At 39.7% G+C, this 20900-nt stretch carries 22 protein-coding genes and 1 riboswitch; of the genes, 14 read left to right on the top strand and 8 right to left on the bottom strand.

What is annotated here, in order from left to right; all coding sequences use genetic code 11:
• Window positions 1-49 precede the first annotated feature (49 nt).
• The gene (gene pspF, locus A6E04_RS01430; protein WP_065609543.1) at window positions 50-1072 is read right to left on the bottom strand and encodes a phage shock protein operon transcriptional activator; all 1023 of its coding nucleotides are present in this window, start codon (window positions 1070-1072) and stop codon (window positions 50-52) included.
• 207 nt (window positions 1073-1279) lie between these two features.
• On the opposite strand from pspF, the gene pspA reads away from it, so the two are divergent.
• From pspA to thiE, 12 genes are all read left to right on the top strand, one after another.
• Complete coding sequence (pspA, locus tag A6E04_RS01425) at window positions 1280-1945, top strand: phage shock protein PspA (RefSeq protein WP_065609541.1); 666 nt, start codon at window positions 1280-1282, stop codon at window positions 1943-1945.
• 46 nt (window positions 1946-1991) lie between these two features.
• Window positions 1992-2216: an envelope stress response membrane protein PspB gene (gene pspB / locus A6E04_RS01420; protein ID WP_012551815.1), complete on the top strand. Its 225-nt coding sequence runs from the start codon at window positions 1992-1994 to the stop codon at window positions 2214-2216.
• Window positions 2216-2602: an envelope stress response membrane protein PspC gene (gene pspC, locus A6E04_RS01415; protein WP_017021854.1), complete on the top strand. Its 387-nt coding sequence runs from the start codon at window positions 2216-2218 to the stop codon at window positions 2600-2602. The genes pspB and pspC overlap by 1 nt, the downstream gene beginning before the upstream one ends.
• Window positions 2603-2737: 135 nt before the next feature.
• Complete coding sequence (locus tag A6E04_RS01410) at window positions 2738-4135, top strand: YcjX family GTP-binding protein (protein WP_065609539.1); 1398 nt, start codon at window positions 2738-2740, stop codon at window positions 4133-4135.
• Window positions 4132-5157, top strand: coding sequence for a YcjF family protein (locus A6E04_RS01405; RefSeq protein WP_065609537.1), 1026 nt, complete (start codon window positions 4132-4134; stop codon window positions 5155-5157). Before A6E04_RS01410 ends, A6E04_RS01405 begins: the two co-directional genes overlap by 4 nt.
• 76 nt (window positions 5158-5233) lie before the next feature.
• A riboswitch (TPP riboswitch) is annotated at window positions 5234-5331 on the top strand.
• Between the two features lie 100 nt (window positions 5332-5431).
• On the top strand, window positions 5432-6286 hold the full coding sequence (gene thiD, locus A6E04_RS01400; RefSeq protein ID WP_065609535.1) for a bifunctional hydroxymethylpyrimidine kinase/phosphomethylpyrimidine kinase: 855 nt from the start codon (window positions 5432-5434) through the stop codon (window positions 6284-6286).
• Window positions 6286-7059, top strand: coding sequence for an ABC transporter ATP-binding protein (locus tag A6E04_RS01395; RefSeq protein WP_065609533.1), 774 nt, complete (start codon window positions 6286-6288; stop codon window positions 7057-7059). The genes thiD and A6E04_RS01395 overlap by 1 nt, the downstream gene beginning before the upstream one ends.
• Window positions 7052-7870, top strand: coding sequence for an ABC transporter permease (locus A6E04_RS01390; RefSeq protein WP_017021849.1), 819 nt, complete (start codon window positions 7052-7054; stop codon window positions 7868-7870). The genes A6E04_RS01395 and A6E04_RS01390 overlap by 8 nt, the downstream gene beginning before the upstream one ends.
• A gap of 28 nt (window positions 7871-7898) precedes the next feature.
• Window positions 7899-8846 (top strand): ABC transporter substrate-binding protein, encoded by a 948-nt coding sequence (locus tag A6E04_RS01385; RefSeq protein ID WP_065609531.1) that lies wholly within the window; start codon window positions 7899-7901, stop codon window positions 8844-8846.
• Window positions 8847-8880: 34 nt separating this feature from the next.
• Window positions 8881-9543, top strand: coding sequence for a thiaminase II (tenA, locus tag A6E04_RS01380; protein WP_017021847.1), 663 nt, complete (start codon window positions 8881-8883; stop codon window positions 9541-9543).
• 54 nt (window positions 9544-9597) lie between these two features.
• Window positions 9598-10401, top strand: a complete 804-nt coding sequence (gene thiM / locus A6E04_RS01375; protein WP_017021846.1) for a hydroxyethylthiazole kinase — start codon at window positions 9598-9600, stop codon at window positions 10399-10401.
• Window positions 10402-10411: 10 nt separating this feature from the next.
• A complete protein-coding gene (gene thiE, locus A6E04_RS01370) occupies window positions 10412-11032 on the top strand; it encodes a thiamine phosphate synthase (RefSeq protein WP_065609529.1) in 621 nt (206 codons plus the stop codon).
• Window positions 11033-11050: 18 nt separating this feature from the next.
• On the opposite strand, the gene A6E04_RS01365 is transcribed toward thiE, so the two are convergent.
• The gene (locus A6E04_RS01365; RefSeq protein ID WP_017021844.1) at window positions 11051-11857 is read right to left on the bottom strand and encodes a GGDEF domain-containing protein; all 807 of its coding nucleotides are present in this window, start codon (window positions 11855-11857) and stop codon (window positions 11051-11053) included.
• 366 nt (window positions 11858-12223) lie between these two features.
• Here A6E04_RS01365 and A6E04_RS01360 point away from each other — a divergent pair, with 366 nt between their 5' ends.
• A complete protein-coding gene (locus A6E04_RS01360; protein WP_065609527.1) occupies window positions 12224-15016 on the top strand; it encodes a bifunctional diguanylate cyclase/phosphodiesterase in 2793 nt (930 codons plus the stop codon).
• 42 nt (window positions 15017-15058) lie between these two features.
• On the opposite strand, the gene A6E04_RS01355 is transcribed toward A6E04_RS01360, so the two are convergent.
• The 5 genes from A6E04_RS01355 to A6E04_RS01335 form a co-directional block, all read right to left on the bottom strand.
• Window positions 15059-15787, bottom strand: a complete 729-nt coding sequence (locus A6E04_RS01355) for a DsbA family protein (protein WP_017021842.1) — start codon at window positions 15785-15787, stop codon at window positions 15059-15061.
• 10 nt (window positions 15788-15797) lie between these two features.
• Window positions 15798-16334: a protein disulfide oxidoreductase gene (locus A6E04_RS01350; RefSeq protein WP_017021841.1), complete on the bottom strand. Its 537-nt coding sequence runs from the start codon at window positions 16332-16334 to the stop codon at window positions 15798-15800.
• Window positions 16334-18442, bottom strand: coding sequence for a protein-disulfide reductase DsbD family protein (locus A6E04_RS01345; protein WP_065609525.1), 2109 nt, complete (start codon window positions 18440-18442; stop codon window positions 16334-16336). The genes A6E04_RS01350 and A6E04_RS01345 overlap by 1 nt, the downstream gene beginning before the upstream one ends.
• A 53-nt stretch (window positions 18443-18495) precedes the next feature.
• Window positions 18496-18822: a hypothetical protein gene (locus A6E04_RS01340; RefSeq protein WP_244886234.1), complete on the bottom strand. Its 327-nt coding sequence runs from the start codon at window positions 18820-18822 to the stop codon at window positions 18496-18498.
• A gap of 225 nt (window positions 18823-19047) precedes the next feature.
• Window positions 19048-19746, bottom strand: coding sequence for a metal-dependent hydrolase (locus tag A6E04_RS01335; protein ID WP_065609521.1), 699 nt, complete (start codon window positions 19744-19746; stop codon window positions 19048-19050).
• A gap of 56 nt (window positions 19747-19802) precedes the next feature.
• Between A6E04_RS01335 and A6E04_RS21065 the strand changes: the two genes are divergently transcribed.
• The gene (locus A6E04_RS21065; RefSeq protein WP_012552050.1) at window positions 19803-19973 is read left to right on the top strand and encodes a hypothetical protein; all 171 of its coding nucleotides are present in this window, start codon (window positions 19803-19805) and stop codon (window positions 19971-19973) included.
• Between the two features lie 144 nt (window positions 19974-20117).
• Here the strand turns inward: A6E04_RS21065 and A6E04_RS01330 are convergent, their stop codons facing one another.
• Window positions 20118-20786, bottom strand: coding sequence for a YiaD family glycine zipper/OmpA-like lipoprotein (locus A6E04_RS01330; RefSeq protein ID WP_017021837.1), 669 nt, complete (start codon window positions 20784-20786; stop codon window positions 20118-20120).
• Between the last annotated feature and the right edge of the window lie 114 nt (window positions 20787-20900).

The following is a 20900-nucleotide window of genomic DNA, read 5'->3' as shown; positions in this document are numbered from 1 at the left end:
TAATGAACCTGTCATTTTATACTCAAGTGACTGGTTCTGCACTTATTTATCAAGAAATATCGGTTTTAGTGGCTAATAATTGATGTTTTTTCAGGAGTCCACGAAATTGATGGTAGGTGATACCTAGTAATTCAGCCGCTTTACGTTGATGAAATTGGCTTTCTGAAAGTGATTGCTCAAGCAATTCTTTTTCTTGTTGCAACTGAAATTGTTTTAAATTCAAAGGGAAGTGATAACTCTTTTTTAATGATTTATCTTCAATGAGTATAGACGAAGATGGCTCTTGTGCTGGTGTTGTTTCCCACGGGGTTAGAAACGGGTTTATTTGTATTGATTCAATTTGTGCTTCTTCATGATTGTGCTTAAACACAGCACGCTCGATACAATTTCTTAATTCTCTTACGTTACCAGGCCAATCGTGAGCAAGAATTTGTTGTTTGGCATGGTAAGAAAAGCCCGCGAAATACCGTAAACTCATTTCTTGGCACATCTTGATGGCAAAATGCTCAGCAAGAAGGAGAACATCTTGCTCGCGGTATCGTAGAGGGGGTAAATGAATGACATCAAAAGAGAGTCTATCTAATAAATCGGCTCTGAATTTCTTTTCTGTCACCATCTCTTGCGGATTTTGGTTGGTTGCACAAATCAAGCGTACGTCTGCCTTGAGGGTTTGAGACCCACCAACACGTTCATATTCACCGTATTCAATAACACGCAACAATTTCTCTTGTACCGTTAATGGGGCAGTGGTGAGTTCATCTAAAAATAGAGAACCGCCATCGGCTCGTTCAAATCGACCTTGATGACGCTGTTTTGCGCCAGTAAAAGACCCCGCATCATGACCAAATAATTCAGAATCTAATGTGCCTGAACTGAGTGCTGCGCAGTTCAAACTAATCAAGGGTTCGTCCCATCGTTTGGATAAAAAGTGAAGACGTTGTGCTATTAACTCTTTACCCGTTCCTCGTTCACCAAGAATTAAAATAGGTCTATCAATGCCTGCAAGTTGGGAGGCATGATCCAATGACGATAAAAACGCGTCAGATTCACCAATTAAACTGTCTTTTCTCATCATTGACCTCATTATATCTTGGCTAAATTGACCATTAAATGGTTTATTTAATCATTACTTAATTTTCATAAGAGGTCAATGTTTTGTAACTCATTGATTTTTAATAGGTGAAAAGTTGGCATGTATTGTGTAATAGTCATAGTAAGTTTAACAACACTGAATTTAGATAACGAAGTCGCGTTATCATTTATTAAAAAGGAATCAATTATGGGTATTTTTTCACGCTTTGCAGACATCGTTAATGCTAACGTTACTTCATTATTGGATAAGGCTGAAAATCCAGAAAAGATGATCCGTTTGATCATTCAAGAAATGGAAGACACGTTAGTTGAAGTTCGTACCGCATCAGCAAAATCTATCGCGGATAAAAAAGAACTGACACGTAAAATTGGATCAATTGAAGCACAAGTCGCCGATTGGCAAGAAAAGGCGAGCTTAGCGTTAATTAAACAACGTGAAGATTTGGCTCGTTCGGCGTTGATAGAAAAACAGAAAGTTCAAGATGTACTTTCTAGCTTAAAAACAGAATTTATTCTTGTTGAAGAGTGCATTGAGAAGTTAACCACAGAATTAACCGAATTAGAGACTAAACTGACAGAAACACGTGCTCGTCAACAAGCGTTAGTGATCCGTCAACAAACAGCGCAACATCGCAATGAGATTAAAGGGCACACTCATTCTGGTAAAACAGAGCGAGCAATGGCAAAGTTTGAGCAATATGAGCGTCGCATTGATGAGCTAGATGCAAAAGCAGATACGTACTCAATGGGTAAAGCGAACTCACTAGAGCAAGAATTTGCAGAGCTTCAAGCGCAAGATGACATTGAAAAAGAGTTAGAGCGTCTAAAAGAACAAATGAAAAAAGACGCATAAATAGAAACAAGTATTGATCGAAGTTGAATTACTTAAGGAGAAAACAATGAGCGGCTTTTTTGCTTTCCCATTGGTTATATTTTTTATTTTCGTTGCACCGTTATGGCTGTTTTTACATTACCGAAGCAAAGGTAAAACAGCGCAAGGTCTGTCGCATGAAGACACGCAGTTACTTAAAACAATGACAGAGCGTGCGGATAAAATGCAGCGTCGTGTTGAAACATTAGAGAAAATTTTAGATGCAGAATCCCCGAGTTGGAGGGAGCGCTAATGTCAAAAGAACTGTATAGAGATACTCGAAACGGAAAAATTGGTGGCGTCTGTGCTGGCATTGCTCAGTACTTTGGTATTGAACCTTGGATAGTACGTATATTAGTCGTCTCAGCCGCCTTGTTTAGTGCTGGTTTTCTGGTGATGTTAGCCTATTTTGCAGCCATGCTTTTTTTAGATAAAGCACCGGTTGAAATGTACTACCGAACAGAAGAAAAGCGTGAGCACACGGTAAAAAGTAAGCCATGGCAAGCAGGTCAATCGCCATCAGAAGTAATTAAGCGTGTGGATAAAGACATGGCGAGAATGGAAGAGAAAATTCGTCGAATGGAAGGCTATGTTACGTCTTCTGAATACAAGGTTCGCCGTGAATTTCGAAACCTATAATTGGATTAATTAACAAGAGCAGTCAATAACTTATGTAGATTGATATGACACATAGGATTACTATCTTGTTCATGGGGTGTTCAGAATCAGTTCTGTACACTCCATTTGTTGTTTATAGAAAAGAGAGAAATATGAATGAGCAGATTAACCAAAGAAATGAATAAATTAGTTAACCGAAGCATGGATCGCCACGTCAAATTGGCGGTTACAGGGCTATCGCGCGCAGGTAAGACGGCATTTATTACCTCTTTGGTTAATCAATGTTTGCATGCGGGTTCAAGCGATAAGTTGCCTTTATTGTCAGTGACTCGTGAAGGTCGCATGATTGGGGCGAAACGCATACCGCAATCAAACTTATCCATTCCAAGCTTCACTTATGATGATGGTATGGCGTCATTATTATCAGAACCACCAACATGGCCAGAGCCTACTCGTGATGTGAGTGAACTTCGTTTAGCCATCAAATTTAAACCTAAATCAGGCATACTAAAACACCTTAAAGACAATGCAACATTGTATGTGGATATTGTCGATTATCCGGGTGAATGGTTATTGGATTTACCGTTATTAGATATGGATTATATTGAGTGGTCTAAGCAACAGCAGGCGAATTTAACTGGGCATAGAAAAGTGCTTTCTGAAGAATGGTTAAAAGAAGCTCAGCAGCTTGATCCTCTTGCGCCTGTTGATGAAAAGCAGCTCGCGCATATTGCGGATGCGTTTACTCAATATCTTCATACCTGTAAGGATTCAAAAGGATTACATTGGGTGCAACCGGGGCGATTCGTTTTACCGGGTGAGTTAGCAGGCGCGCCTGTTTTGCAATTCTTTCCTTTTATGTTTTTGCATAAATACACAGAAGAAGAGTTGGCAAAAGCGAAGAAAGATTCAAACATCGCTGTGCTTAAAAAGCGTTATCAGCACTATCAACAACATCTAGTGAAAAAGTTTTATAACGAGCATTTTAGACATTTTGATCGTCAAATTGTATTGGTTGACTGCTTACAGCCGCTGAATGCAGGTGAACAATCATTTAATGACATGCGCCAAGCGGTCGATCAGTTGATGCGTAGTTTCCAGTATGGCAAAAGCTCAATCCTTAAACGTTTGTTTTCACCAAAGATAGATAAAGTGTTGTTTGCTGCCACCAAAGCCGATCATGTTACGCCTGAACAGCACCCAAATATGGTGTCGCTGCTGCAACAAATGATCCACCAAACATGGCAAGAAACCGCTTACGAAGGCATTAAAATGGAGTGCATGAGTATTGCCTCAATTCAAGCTACCACCGCGGGAATGATTGAGGACGACGGTGAATTGTTTTCTGCAATATCAGGGGTCACCGCCGATCAAACACCGATGATGATGTTTCCGGGTGAGGTGCCTAAACGTATTCCAAGTAAAGCGTATTGGGAAACAAAACCTTTTAATTTCATGAGTTTTCAGCCGTTAGAAAGTGAGACTGACAAACCGCTACAACACATCCGTATGGATAAAGCGATGCAGTTTTTATTAGGAGACAAATTAGTATGAGTGAATTAAAAAAACAGCGCGTATTTCAATCTGAGCCTCAATTTACAGAAAATGAGCAAACAACAGAATCGCTGAATACTCAAAAACTGTTCGAAGAAACACAAACTTTTATTCCTCAAGCCATTGAAGACGAAAGTGAATTGGATGATCTTGATATTGAAACGCCATTAGTGAAAAAGAAAACCCATTGGAGTATTAAAACACTGATTGGTGGATTCCTTGGATTAACAGTATGGCAAAGTGTTGATCATGTTATTACCGCGATTCAAACCGCCGATTTCTTATCATTGGGTTGGGCGGGATTAATCAGTTTAGCGGCGTTAATGGGGGTGACGGCCATTGGTCGTGAACTATGGACGCTACGTAAACTTAAAAACCGTGCCGAGATCCAACATCAAGCCACCGAATTGATGGAAGGCAATGGCATTGGTCAGGCAAAACCGTTCTGTGAAACGTTAGCTAAAAAAGGGCTAACCACTCATACTGCCGAGTTTTCTCGTTGGCAGAACAGCATTGAATCACATCATAACAACGCTGAAGTGTTTGAAATGTACGACAGCATGGTTGTGATCGAGCAAGATAAACGAGCAAAAGCCTTAATCAGCAAGCATGCTGGTGAATCAGCGTTAATGGTGGCATTAAGTCCATTAGCTGTGGTGGATATGTTATTAGTAGCGTGGCGTAATATTCGATTAATCGAACAAGTTTCTCAAGTTTATGGGGTCGAACTTGGCTATTGGGGCCGTTTACGTTTGTTTAAAATGGTTCTGCAAAACATGGCGTTTGCCGGAGCAACTGAAATGGTGACGGACGTTGGTGTTGATATGCTATCTACGGGCCTTGCAGGTAAATTGTCAACCAGAGCAGCACAGGGTTTGGGGATTGGTTTATTAACGGCCCGTTTTGGATTAAGAACCATGAATCTAATGCGTCCATTGCCATGGCAAGCCGGAGAAGCGCCTAAGCTTTCTGATATGCGTAAAACCATTGTTGCTCAATTAGTATCCAAACTTAATTCATAGGTTGAGAATTAGTTAACTCTAGTTAGCATTCTCATAAAAAAGCATACTATTTACAAATCGATTAGTGATAGTATGACGGCATTAGTCGGGGAGCCAATAGGCTGAGATCGCAATAGCGAACCCGTTGAACCTGATTCAGTTAGTACTGACGTAGGGAACTAATGGTCTTCTTGAAACGATTTCTCTGATTGGTTTCTTTTAATGAGATAGCACCTACTCGGTATCTTTATCTCATGTGACTGTTTTTCCTGACCGTTAGTTAGGGAAAATAAGTATGTCTTCATTAAATAACACTGCACTTTTATCGACATTATCTGCAACAACACCGATTGTATTAACCATTGCTGGCTCTGACAGTGGTGGTGGTGCAGGGATCCAAGCCGACATCAAAGCGATTTCTGCAACCGGCAGTTATGCGTGTTCTGTTATTACCGCATTAACCGCTCAAAATACGCAAGGCGTTACGGGCATTTATCCAATCAGCAGTGAATTTGTTGAGCAGCAACTTGATGCTGTTTTCTCTGATTTAAATGTCATTGCCGTTAAAGTTGGAATGTTAAGTGATTCTGATATCATCCGTTCTGTTGCGAAAAAAATAAAGCAATACACACCGCGTTATTTAGTGGTTGATCCTGTGATGGTTGCAACCAGTGGTGATCTTCTTCTGCAATCCTCTGCTATTGAAAGCCTTAAATCTGAACTGCTTCCCCTTGCCGATGTTATCACGCCAAACCTACCTGAAGCGGCGGCACTCATTAATGCTAAAGTTCCCGAAAGTGAAGTTGAAATGACTGCAATGATTGATGAACTTCGTCAATTAGGTGCTAAATCAGTCTTACTGAAAGGCGGGCATTTAGAAAAGGATGAAAACAGTACCGATTTACTGATTTTATCTGATTCCATAGAACGTTTATCGACACCTCGAATTGAAACTCGCAATACACACGGCACGGGCTGTACACTATCGTCAGCGATTGCTTCGTATTTAGCGCAAGGTCATGAACTACTGGCTGCGGTAGCATTAGGTAAGCAATACATTACTCAAGCCATTATCCATGCCGATGAACTGAATATTGGTCAGGGACATGGGCCTGTGAATCACTTTTTTGCTTTACATACTCCAGAGTAATGGGGATGAATAATCGCATTGGTGCCGTCATTTCTAATGGGGCGTTACAATATAAAGACAGCGAATACCCTATTATTTTCAATCTAAACATGACGATTCCTAAAGGAAAATGGACCGCCATATTAGGAAAGAGTGGCTGTGGAAAAACGTCGATATTGCGTTATCTCGCCGGATTATTGACCGATAAAGTGGTGTGGTCAGGGGATGTTTCGATTGATGGCGTAGACGCATTAGAAGGCAATATTGCGTACATGGCGCAACAAGATTTATTGATGCCGTGGCTAAACGTAATAGATAACGTCTGCTTTGCCGACAAGTTTGTAACGAACTCTCGCTTTAATTCAACGAAACCGAATTCGGATAAACACAGAGCGCATGAACTTTTAGAGTTAGTTGGATTAACAGAGCATGCGTTTGCGATGCCGTCACAATTATCGGGCGGGATGCGTCAGCGTGTGGCGTTAGCTCGAACATTAATGCAAGACAAACCAATGGTATTAATGGATGAACCCTTTTCTGCACTAGATGCCGTCACTCGTTATCGCCTGCAAGATCTTGCTGCTCAAGTGCTAGCAGATAAAACTGTTTTATTGATCACGCATGATCCACAAGAAGCGTTAAGACTGAGTGATGTGGTTTATATCATGCAAGGACAACCTGCTTCAGCGGTCTCTTTACCTGTTCCTAGTACGCAGATACCTCGAAAGCTTGATGCGGAGTTAGCTGCACTTCAACAACAAATAATTGATACCTTAGAGGTCGATTATGTCTAAATCATTCCTTATAAATTCGACATCAGCAACGATAGGAAAGGTAACGCCAAAACCAATGCTACAAAGCGTGAAATCCATGATAAGAATCTTAATCAGTGCGGTGGTTATTCTGGGATTATGGCAATTCATCGTAATAGTTTTTGCTTTACCAAGCTTCATTTTACCTAGTCCATTGGCTGTCTTTACTAAATTAATACAACGATACGATGTGCTACTTTCTCATTCATGGATAACGGCTCAAGAGATCTTGCTTGGTCTTGGCTTGGGTCTTTCTATGGGGTTGTTATTTGCCCTTCAAATGCTGTTGTTTGATCCACTTCGACGTTGGTTATTGCCAATTTTAATTGCGAGCCAAGCGATCCCTGTTTTTGCTATCGCGCCTATTCTGATGTTGTGGTTGGGTTATGGCATCGCATCAAAGGTCGTGATGGCGGCATTAATTATCTTTTTCCCTGTGACTACCTGTTGTTATGACGGGCTGCGAAATACCCCAAGTGGTTATCTTGATTTAGCCCACACGATGGGGGCATCAAAATGGCAATTATTAAAATACGTTCGCTTACCTGCGGCTTTACCTGCCTTAGCGTCGGGTATCCGTGTTGCTGTTGTTGTCGCGCCTATTGGTGCAGTCGTTGGTGAATGGGTAGGGTCAAGCGAAGGGCTAGGTTATTTAATGCTGCAAGCGAATGCTCGAATGATGATAGATGAAATGTTTGCTGCGTTATTCATTCTCGCCGCGTTATCCGTCAGCTTGTATTTTCTTGCGGATGTATTGATTCAAAAACTCATACCGTGGCAACACGATAAATAAATTCATAATAAAAAAGGACTCAACGATAATGAATAAAATGGTAATTAAAGGGGCGATGGCTCTTCTTATTTTAAGCTACTCCATGATGGCAAGCGCGGAAGATAAAGCGATGACATTAATGTTGGATTGGTTTGTAAATCCGAACCATGGGCCAGTGGTTATCGCACAACAAAAAGGCTATTTCAAAGAGGAAGGCCTAAATGTGACGATTCAAGAACCCGCCGATCCAAGCATGCCGGCGAAATTAGTGGCGGCAAATAACATTGATTTAGCCATTTCTTACCAAACCAGTTTAACTATTGATGTAGCGGCAGGTTTACCGTTAATTCGTTCGGCAACCCTTATCGCCACGCCATTAAATACCTTAATGGTACTTGATAACGGCAAGATAAATTCTTTAGCTGATTTGAAAGGCAAGAAGATTGGTATTGCGATTGCGGGTAATGAAGACGCTACGATAGGAACGATGCTAAATACAGAAGGTGTTGATTTCTCTGAGGTTAAAATCATCAATGTAGGCTGGGCATTATCGTCGTCTTTAGCTTCAGGAAAAGTGGATGCTATTTGGGGAGGATTACGTAATTTTGAAACCAATCAATTGGCATTAGAAGGCTATAAAGCGAAATCGTTTTTCCCAGAAGAGCATGGTGTGCCCTCGTATGATGAGCTTGTTTTTGTGGCTAATGCCAAAACATACGATGCCGATGCGCTAAAGAAATTTAATCACGCTATCGAAAAAGCGACGCAGTTTATTGTGAATCACCCTGATGAATCGTGGAAAACCTTTGTTTCTTACGCGCCAGACACTCTAAACAATGAATTAAATAAAAGCGCATGGAATGACACGTTAACGCGTTTTGCTCTGCGTCCATCAGCGGTTGATTTAGAGCGCTACAATCGTTTCTCTGAGTTTATGTTCGAGCATAAGATCATAAAAACACAACCTAAAGCTCAAGATTTTGTGCCGGTGTTGTAATCCATTTTTCCTATTTATTTTTTAGAGAATCAGTATGAATCATCAAGACTTAATTCAAGCGTGTCAAAACGAGTGGACCGAATACACTGAGCACAGCTTCGTTCAACAATTAGCGCTTGGAGAATTAGCGCATTCGTCATTTCTACATTATTTAAAACAAGATTTTCTGTTTTTAAAGCAGTACACCAGAGCGTATGCCTTAGCGATTTATAAAGCGAGAACGTTAGCGGAAATGCGAATGGCGCTACCGAGTGTGCAAGCGTTGCTTAGCTCGGAAATTGCACATCATGTGACTTATTGTGGTGAGTGGGGCGTGTCAGAGTTAGAGATGGAAGCAGAGCCAGAAGCCTTTGGTACGGTAGCCTACACTCGATTTGTATTAGATACCGGTATGTCTGGTGATGTCATTGATTTATACGCAGCATTAGCACCGTGTTCGATTGGTTATGGGGTGATTGGCGCGCAGCTACTAGCAAGAGAATCAACTAAGCTTGAAGGCAATCCGTATGCGAATTGGATCAAGATGTATGGTGGTGAAGAGTTTCAATCAGGCGTACAAAAAAGCATTACACAGCTAGATGAATTGCTTGTCGATATCGATCTTGATAGCCAGCGTGGGCAGCGTTTGTGTCATATTTTTAAAACGGCGACTCGTATGGAAGTGGCGTTTTGGCAGCAAGGATTAGATGAAGCCTAATTGTTGATGATTAGTACTCAATTAATGAATAAGCGAACGAATTAAGGAAGAAAAATGACGGTCATGAACACGCAAAAGATTATTGACGCATTAGCGATATTACGTGAGAAAAAGCCATTAGTTGTGAATATTACCAACTATGTTGTGATGAACAACACAGCGAATGCTTTATTGGCGCTAGGTGCTTCACCAATCATGGCGCACAGCCAACAAGAAATGGCAGAGATGATGAGTTTCTCTGGTGCCTTGGTGATCAACATCGGTACATTAGACAGCGTATGGACACCAAGAATGCATTTCGCGGTAGAGCAAGCAAACCTTAATAATAAAGTGGTGGTGCTTGATCCGGTGGGATGTGGTGCAAGTCAACTTCGTACCCAAACCGCGCGTCAAATTGCAGAAGCCGCGAATACACTGATTATTCGAGGTAATGCCTCTGAGATCATCGCTTTAGCGGGTGAGAACGCGCAGAGCAAAGGCGTAGATGCATTAGACAGCAGTGATTCTGCATTAGGTGCGGCTTGTTACGTCGCGCAGCAGTATCAATGCAGCGTCGTTATTTCGGGTGAAACTGATTACGTTGTCACGAAAGAGGCGCAGTATAAATTGAATAATGGTCACGCGATGATGCCTTTTGTTACGGGGATGGGTTGTACACATACCGCATTAACAGGTGCTTTTGCCGCAATAGGTGAGCATTCAGGGGTTGCAGCTACGGCTATTTTAGGCGTTGCAGGTGAAATCGCCGCAGAGCAATCAGTCGGCCCAGGTAGCTTGCAAATGAATTTACTGGATGTGCTTTATCAGTTAGATGAAGAAACACTCACACGTCGTTTGAAATTAACGATTAATGCATAGGTTTCGTAATATGAATAGCCCTTATACCTTGTATTTAGTGACCGACGACCAACAAGATATTGATACGTTGTGCCACGTTGTTGCAGAGGCAATAAAAGGCGGCGTAACCATGGTGCAGATCCGTGAAAAACATGGTGATGTACGTGCTTTTATTGAACGCTCATTGGCGATAAAAAAAGTATTAAAAGACAGTGGTGTACCATTAATTATAAATGATCGTGTTGATGTGGCATTAGCGGTGCAAGCGGATGGGGTTCATTTAGGTCAATCGGATATGCCTGCAAACCTTGCTCGTCAATTGATAGGCCCTGATATGATTTTAGGGTTGTCTGTTGAAAATGAAACGCAGTTGCGTGAAGCGCAAGATCTGCCAGTTGATTACCTTGGTATCAGTGCGATATTTTCTACGCCAACTAAGACTAATATTATTAAAGAGTGGGGCATTGACGGTTTAATTAAAGCCGTTAAAGAAAGTCAACTTCCTCTTGTGGCTATTGGCGGAATTAATGAAACGAACATTAAGAAAATAGCAGATACTCAAGTGGATGGGATTGCTTTAGTGTCGGCAATTTGCCATGCAACATCGCCAAAGCAGGCAAGTGAAGGGTTGCTTGAGTTGATGGGCCGCTAGTCGAGCTTTTTTATGAGATTAGCGATATAAAATTTGAGCACTTGAGGTGCTCTTTTTTAGTGCTTTTTTCATGGTGTACATGGCTTTATCAGAGCGAATTAACGCTTCTCTGAAGTTTTCTTTTGTTGCTTTTTCAATGCCGTATGAGAATGAAATTGGTTCATTATTTAATGAGGTATATACGTCGTTAATATAGTCTTTTGCTCGTTCTGAATCGACCGTGACGATAAATTCATCACCACCGATGCGAAAGGCCATTTCTTGCTTTAAGCAACTTGCCTTTAATATTTGAGCGAAGCGAATGATCATTAAATCACCGACAGCGTGCCCTTTAATATCATTTACTTGTTTTAATCCATTTAAATCAAAGTAGATAAGATCAAATGAGGAGAGTTTGATTTCAGGGAATTTTTTACGATTATAGAGCCCGGTCAAATCGTCTTTCATGCTTTCTTTAATGAGGCTTTTTACAATGTTTGTTAATCCGACAGCAATCAGTAAAAAAGCGAGTAATAACGTACCGTCGTCAAGCAAGGTATCCGCTATTTCATTATTATCAGCGTAGTGATCCAACAAAGGAACTTCTGTTAGTAAATCATAAGACTTGTTAAATAAAAGTAAGTAAGCACCAATAAGAAGCTTTGGATATAGGGTTAAATGGGATTTAACGGTAAGAAATATATAGCTCAATAAGATCAGCATAGCGCCTTCAAAAAAAAGGTCAGATATAGAATCAAAACCCACATAATGACTGATGGCAATAACCCCTATTAAAAGAGCAGTAGCAATACCTGAGATGATTAAAGGGATTTTAGGTTCAGTCATATTAGTCTAATCGAATTGTATACTGTGAAGCTTAAGCCTACTTAATTTTTAACGAAAAATAAACGATAAATTTGCATGTTACGTTTAATGAAATGAATGAATTAATGTAATTTTGTGATAGTAGGTTATTTTTGTAAATATAACTCGTTAAAAGTTACGTGCTTCATGTTGTTATATTATTTGAAATAGAGTAGATTTTAACCATACTGTGTATCGTGTATAACGTAAGTGTATTGATTAAGGATGAAGGCGAGTAAATAGTATGTTTTTATTATTAACCTTATAAAAATTAATGATAAATATTATAGAAAATATTGAATATGGTATAAATCCAATGAAAATTAATGATCAAGGATATCGATTTACATGCAGTTTTATCACTCATTAAAAACTAAACTTTGGATGATTATTCTTTTTTCATTAGTCCCCGCGGGTATCATCGTCTCGTCTAATATTTTTTATGAATACCGAACCGCAAAAGAAGACGTAGAAAAAGAAGCATTACAAATAGCGACAAGTTTGGCTTATGAACAGCTTGAACTTGTAAATGAAGCGAAAGTCTTTCTTTCTCAATTAAGCCAAATGGACAGTATTAAAGATCCGACTTCTTTGTTGTGTATACAAACAGTCCAGCAAGCGCTTAAGTTAACGATTAGCTATGCAAACATCGGTGTGCCAAACAAGATAGGAAACTTAAATTGCACTGCCATCGCGTTAAATAAAGAAATTAATATTACCGATCGGGAATATTTTCAAAAAGCGATAAATGAAAAAGAATTCACAGTGAGTGGTTTTCTGATTGATCGTGTGGTTCAAAAAGCCTCTGTTAATTTTGCTTATCCTGTTTACGGTACTGAAGGGGATGTGGTTGGTGCGGTTGTTGCGGTTATTTCATTAGATTGGTGGAGTAAGCGATTAGCGGGATTCCGTTTACCTGAGAATACAGTGGCGGTATTAGTTGATAATAATAGTAATGTTATTACTTCAAATAACAATACGATTACACGCTATGAAGGAAAGATCCCGTCTTCTATTCAACAACGAGTAAACATTAATGAACCGTTTATTTTTGAAACGAAAGACAAGAAAGGCATTCCACTTCTTGCGGTTAGCGTTCCTCTATTTCCTGATGATTTAAATAATCACAGTCAAGTTGTTATTGCTTTACCTCTTGATGACGCTTATCAAGGGGTCATGAATACCTTAGTTAGAAATGTAACGCTATTTATTATTAGCAGTGTTTTGTTTTTATTAATTCTATTATTGGGGTTTAATCAAAGTGTGATTAAACCGATTCAAACCTTATTGTTATCGACTCAACAGTATGTAGAAAGAAAGCGTGGTGCAAAATTCTCTGGTACTAATGAGTTATTGTGTTTATCCGAGCATTTTGATTTTGTAGTTCAAGAGCAAGGAACGATTGAAAATGAGTTGATAGACAAAGAACTCCGCTTAAGTCGAGCCTATACTCGTATCAATAATCTATTAGATAATCTAACCTATGGCGTGATTGAGTGGGGGCCAGACCTTATGATTCGTCGTTGGTCTAAGGCCTGCCAAAATTGGTTTGGATTACATTCTGATGAATTGTTAGATCAAGACATTGCTTTACGTGCGGATATTGTGGGCGCGTATTTTTCTAAAATGACACATGAATTGAATAAAATGCGAGAAGGAAAAACGGAGCATGCCGAGTGTGAAATTCCATTCACTGGTAGCGATGGGCATGCGATTATCCTTATTTGGAAATTTTCAGCAATTTATGAAGGCAATGATCTCATTGGTATTTTAGGATTAGTTGATAACATCACCAAGCAAGTGGCGTATCAACAAGAGATTGAACATCAAGCGCGATTTGATGAACTAACAGGGTTGCCTAATCGTTACGCTCTTGTCAAAAGCATGAACTCTCATTTTTCTATTCATCGTAAATTCACCGTTTTACATATTGATATTAAAGGCTTTAAGTTCATCAATGACCACTATGGTCACCGTTATGCCGATAACTTACTTGTTGAATTATCACTTCGAGTAAAAAAACAAGTTCGTAAAGGAGAGTTTTTTGCTCGATTAGGTGGTAATGAATTCGTGTATTTAATTTCATCCCACGATCGCATCGAACTTACCGCTAGAATTAACGTACTTAAAGGCGTTTTTGGTGAGCCAATAAAAATAGCTGAATCAAGTTTAATCACCCACGTTAATTTAGGTGTAGCGACCTGTGATTCATGTAATGAAAATTCAGAAGAACTGCTCCGTCAGGCAGGGGTCGCCGTTCATTATGCCAAAAGACATTCTTTAAGTGATGTGTATTATTACACTGAAGAGATGGAGAATAAGGAGCGAATTCGATTTGGTTTAGAGAGTGAATTACGAGGTGCATTAGAGAGAGAAGAATTTGAGCTGTATTACCAACCTATCTTAAATCATAGAACCAGTATGTTTGATTCTGCTGAAGCTCTTATTCGGTGGAATAGCCCGACAAAAGGATTGGTTTTTCCTAATGATTTTATCCCTCTAGCAGAAGAAACTGGTTTGATTCATCAGCTTGGCCATTGGGTATTAATTGAAGCAATAAAACAGTTGAAGTATTGGCAAGAGAATCATGTAGGTGTTGATAGAATATCGGTAAACATGTCAGCGATTCAGCTTAATGATGTGGATATTGTCGAGAAAGTGAAAAGTGCGATTGTGGATTACAGCATTCAACCTGAATCGTTAGTGATTGAAGTTACGGAAAGTGCTTTATTAGACAGTTCAGGAGAGGTGCTTAAACGAATTAAAGCAATTCAAAAACTTGGTGTGTTGATTGCTTTGGATGACTTTGGAACGGGATATTCAAGCTTGAGCTACCTGTCTAATTTACCGTTGGATCGTTTAAAAATAGATCGCTCTTTTGTTAATCGAATTGGAAAGAAACGCGATGAGGTGTTGATTAATGCGATTATTTCCATTGCTCATGGAATGGAGTTAGCGGTTGTAGCTGAAGGAATTGAAACCGATGAGCATCTTTCATTTTTAATGGAAAAAGGATGCGAATATGGACAAGGGTATTTGTTTAGTAAACCGATTTGTGCGTCGGATTTTGAGGCCTTTATTAATAATAATCAGGATACCGATCTCGCTGAGTCTTCTTCATGTAGCAGAGAGCATTACTAATAAATAGCCATGTCTTTTTAGTCATGGCTATTTTGATTTATATTACTTTAACTGTGCTTTTATCGTTGCTTCTAATTGGTCTTGTGGAATAAAACCAGGAATAATTTCAGATCCAATGATTAAGCTTGGTGTTCCTCGCAAGCCAAGTTGAGAGAATATTTTTTCATTCTTTTCAACAAGCGTTTTTTTCTTTTGGTTAGGCGTTAAGTCTTTCTGAGTATCAGTAAGATCGGCAATTTTCATGATTGATGTGCTGTCATGTCGTGATGGTTTTGCCATCATTAAGCGGTGCACTTCTGCAAATTTTGTTTTGTCATTTTCCCATACATTTAATGCATACCACGCCGTGTTTGTTTTTAGGCCAGGGATCATGCGTTGTTGAAACGGCAATAGCACATTAACGACGCGTATCTCAGGGTATTTCTTAATGATGTTAACTAAACCTGATTCTAAACGCTTACAATATGGGCAGTTATAATCGGTGAAGTTGATGATCGTCAGTTTTGGATTTTCAGCCCCAAAGTAAGGTTGTTCGGGGTTGTTATACAGATAATCATGGTTTTGTTCTAAGACGCTGCTCAATGATTTTTGGCCATCAATGTACTGCGTTAGATTTGAATATAATCCATCAATTATCTCGGGATTTTTACGTAATAAATCAGATATTTCAGTCAGTTGCTTTTCTTGAGCAGGATTAATTTTCTCTGCCAGTGCAACCGGTGATAAAACAAGACTTGCAGCGATTGATACGGATAATAGTAATGATTTCATGGAGTGACTCCTAAGCGAATAATAAACGTAGCCACAAGCCCATTGGGGTTGTAACGCCAGTTGTAATTGAAGATATTTCACCGTTTTTTACGATGACGATCGATGGGGTAGCCGTAACTCCCCATTCTTTACTAATACTGCCCGTTGAATCATTAATAACGGGAAACTCATAGTCTTTGTAACTCATGAATGTCGTTAACCGAGCATTATCACCGGAGGTTATAGCGACAGAAACAACGTGATGATCACTTGATAACCAACTCACGCTTGGACTAACAACATTGCACACTGGACACCATGTGCCCCAAAAATAAAGTAAGACGGGGTCATCTTGACTCATCTTTTTAATGTCTACCCATTCGCCGCCGATTGTGTTGATTGACAGGGAAGGAATAGTTTCTGATGGCATGTCTTGGCTACGCCAAAAATCAACGGCAACAGAAAATAAGGTAATGATGAGCGTGAATTTGACGATCTCTTTTACCCAACGGGTGATCTTTGCTTTCATCGTTTGTGTCTTTTTTGGCGTTATGTCTTTCTTTGCCATTAGTTTGTTCTTCCTGCATATTCCAGAGCGTTGATAACGTCATCACTGGTTAATAGCACTGATAGTGGTAATCCCTGAGGCGCATTGGGGCCATAAATTACATTGAGTGGTACCCCAAATCGTTGATGACTTTTTAAGTAATTGGTAATTTTATCGCTTGGATGTGTCCAGTCACCTTTCATGGTAATGACGTTATCTTGCTGTAATGCTGAATACACAGGATCTTGCAAAATCACACCAATCTTATTGGCCTTACAAGTAATACACCAATCAGCCGTTACATCGACAAAAACCGTTTTTCCTTGTTTAACGTATTGATCAATGGCGTGCTCATTTAATGGTTGCCAAGCAAGGTTATCTTCTGTTGGCGTTGACCAATGTTTGGTTGTCATACTTCCAATTAACAGTGCTGCACTGGTTGCAAATACAATCACGGCTAGAATAGCAATAACGGTGTTTTTACCTTGTGTTTTGCCTATTTGATACAGTAAGTAAGTGCTGAGTAATAACCTAATAATGGTTGTTGATAACCCACCAATAAATGGCGTAAGTAAACTCAGTAGCCACAATGTGGTGATTAACATCATGAGGCCAAAAATGAGTTTGACTTTATTCATCCACATGCCCGGTTTTGGCATAAACGAAACAAGGCGAGGGAATAAAGCAAAAACCAACCAAGGTAGCGCCATACCTAAACCTAAGAAAGTGAATATCATCAACATTTCAAGGGTACTTGATCCTAATGCAAAGGCAACCGCGGTACCCAGAAATGGCGCACTGCATGGGGTTGCGAGTAAGGTTGCAAACATCCCTTGCACAAAATGCCCAAGTGCGGAATCGTTGCCCTTATTTACAAGAGAGGTAGAGAATCGACTTGGTAATTGAATTTCAAATACACCAAATAAATTAGCCGTGAATAAGGCGGTTATTGTGACCATAAAACCAATGAAAATAGGGTTTTGGAACTGAATTCCCCAACCAATAGCACTGCCTGTGAACTTTAAGATAAGTAACCCTGCTGCTAATAACCAAAATGAGGTTAATATTCCGGCGGCAGAGGCAAAAAACTGCAAGCGAATTGAGCGTTTACTCGCTTGAGAAGACGCCACCATGCTGTTCAGTTTCATGCCTAATACGGGCAATACACACGGCATAATATTAAGAATTAAACCACCAAGCAACGCAAAGCCTATCATTGTTAATAAGCTTGTTGATGTCGTTTGTGCAAAAGGCTTGTCATTGATAACAGCCTTCAGTTCATGGGAGAAAAGGGCATCAGACACGGTAATCGAAATAGGTTTGCCGACTAAGTCTGTTTCGCCTAACCAGTTCGTCACCTTATAAGTCGCGGTTACGTCGTTACCATTAATGTCTATTGATGGTTGGGAAAAATAGTCATCGGTAATTTCGCTGCCATCAATGAGGATCTGTGGTTTATCCCAACCCGCATCTTGGCGTAATTTAACGTGTAATTGTTGCGATACCTTATCAAAAGAGGCGGCCACTATGGTAATGGAATCACTTGCTGTTGGTACGTTTGAAAACCCTTGTTGGTACAAATGTTGAGCGTCTGCATCCGTTTCAATGTCTGTGAGATTGATAGGAGGTAATTCCAGATCATACTCAGTTAGGACACAAATATTGGTACAAGTTGGCAGGGTCAACTTACCTAAGAAACTAACGGGTTTGGTAATATCATCAACGGTTAGCTCCATAGGAAAAACAACATCGTGCTTGTAGCCAAGCGTCATTAAGCCTGATTGCTCATAATAAGCAGGGGTAGGCCAATGCCAATCTAAATTAGAAAGGTTGGTTGATTTACTCCAATCGAGTACCGGTGAAACGCCTGCCTCACCAGGTGAGCGCCAATAGGTTTTCCATTCACCATCAAGTTTTACCTCGAGTAAACCTCGGGCTTGATTGTTCTCTTCATCGACTTCACCTGTCAGCATAAAGCGAACTTGTGCCGGTGGATGATCAGGGTGAGTTAACCAGCCTGTTGTAATGGGTTGTGCAGATACCGAAAATGCCGACAACAAGAGTGTTGACGTTAAAAGAATAGCTAAACGTAATACGCTCACTATTTTAACTGATTGAATTTTAAACACAGTGTTACTCCGAAAATAATTATATAAAAAAGATATAAGTACTTACGGTATGTTTATTCTTGAAAGGTACAAAAAGCCAAATGTCGCCGCACGCCATAAGACGTTGTGGGCTCTGTAAATACATAGGCAGTCCCTGCGTGTTTAAGCATAGACGCAATAATGAGCAGAGCGACGATAAACATTGGGATCGCAAAATCTAAATGAACAGTATGAGCATTAAATAAATGTTCACTATTATGGCATTGAGAAACACCATCATCAGCAATTTGAGTGGTTGATTGCTGCTGTAATTGCTCAGTAGCGTCTGGATGAGGCGTTAGTGAGCAAAATGAAGAGAGACCTAAATTTTGAGAAAAGCAGACCATTAGCACAATACTCACTAATATTAGTGACCATGAAGCGAGATGTTGACGCTTGTATTGGAGTAATGAGAATTTCAAAAAATCAGCTCAATCTTAGGTTAATAACAACAGTGCTATTCTATGGAGATAAATAGAAATATCAATGTTGTTTTTGTTAATGAATAAAAATAAGAACAAAAATGAATAGTTACATTCAGAAGAACAGACAGCGTGAACTTCTGAATGGTTCAATCTTTTTCATTTTTACCAAATTTTAAATGCTTGCCAGTTACTTAACGTGATAATCGTTGATTCTATCGGAGGGGCGAAAAATGCCAAGATAGCAACGGCAACAAGGAAAACAGTCGTTAACGAGAGATTTGAAAAGTCGGTGAGTTTAAATGCCGAACCAAACGATCGTTTAATTCGTACATTAGCTAAATCGACACTGTATAACTCATCCAACAACAAATGGATTATCCCCCCACAAAAAACAAACACCCCTGACAGCCATGAAAATAAATCCGCATTTTTAAATTGTTCGTTAATGATGAAGGTTGTGATATTGGTTGTTAATAAACCACAAAATAATAAGAAGAGAATAGAGTGGCATATACCTCGATGAATGGTTTGCCATTCAAATACATTACGAACGCCATATTTTATAAAAAGATGAATGACTACAGGTAGGCCAATAAGAAGTAAAAATTGTCTTTCATTAATAGCATCACTAGTAAAATAACGAATACTGAGTAATACAATACAGACCGTAAATAGGTTAAATATGATGTCTAACGAGGTGGAGTTATCGGAATCGATATCAGGAAGTAACCCTCCAAGTGTGCCTAAGAACCAGAGCCATAATGCCGTATTAAGCTCGATATGATTTGCTGAAAGCAGTGCTGCAGAGGCAACACCTGACGCCAATGCGGCGACATTTAAATGAGTACTGAAATTTGCCATAGGTTTTATGAGAATTCTTTTGTAATATGAAGACTGAATTATTGAGATAAGTGATTATGTTTAAAATATTTGCATTACTGTTCATCGTGTTAGGTATTTACATTGGAATGAATTACGGCGATGAAGTTCAAAGTGTGATGGATTCAGATACCTTTGAGAAAGTACAAGACACCTTAGTTGATGGTAAAGATCTTGTGCTTGAAAAAATAGAAGATGCGACTCAATAACGCGATTGATTTCATTGAGTTACTGAGAAAATAAAAATCCCCCAAGATGGCTTACATCGAGGGGGATTTTTTGATTCTATAACAATACACCGTTGAAGCCAATAATTAACTGTATATATAAACAGTTAATATTGTCACGAAAAATTATTTAAGCGGTAGGATAGTGATTTCTACACGGCGATTGCATGCACGACCTTGTGATGTTGAGTTATCACAAACAGGGTAACGTTCACCGTAACCACGAGCATTAACACGACCAGCGGCTACTTTTTGTTTAATCAGGTAAGTACGTACTGATTCAGCGCGTTGCTCAGATAGGGTTTGGTTTTTAGTATCATTGCCAGAGCTATCAGTATGGCCATCAATTTGAAGGGCTGTATCTGGGTACTCAACAAGAATACGAGCAACGCCATTTAATGTGTTGTAAATGCTTGCGTCTAATTGGTAAGAGCTAGATTGGAAGCCAACGCCATTGTCCATGATAAGTTTTAATTCGTTATCACCAACGCGTTCTACTTGTACGCCTGAACTTTTTAATTCGTCACGCAGGGCTTGCTCTTGGCTATCAAAATAGTAGCCAACACCACCACCAACCGCACCACCTGCTGCTGCACCAATTAATGCATTCTTACGACGTTCTTTTGCGTCATCACCAGTAGCAAGTCCAATTGCAACACCAGCTAGGATACCAGCAAGCGCGCCTTTTGTTGCCGAATTTGTTTCTGTTTCACCGGTGGTTGCATTTTGACGTTGAGTCGCCTGACAGCCAGTTAAACCAATAAGTAATGCAAGCGCAATTGTGATTTTTTTCATGTTTTGTCTCTAGTTATGTACATCTGTGCCGCGCAGTGTACTCCCAGAAGATCAAAAAGCAATGCCTTCCGTCAGTAGTTATTGATAGAAATGCCTATAATTGTGTGAAATAGG

Origin of the sequence: Aliivibrio logei (assembly GCF_001691055.1) — a bacterium.
GTDB lineage: Bacteria > Pseudomonadota > Gammaproteobacteria > Enterobacterales > Vibrionaceae > Aliivibrio > Aliivibrio salmonicida.
Note: the sequence above shows the minus strand (reverse complement) of the source record. Positions and strands in the feature narration are given on the sequence as shown.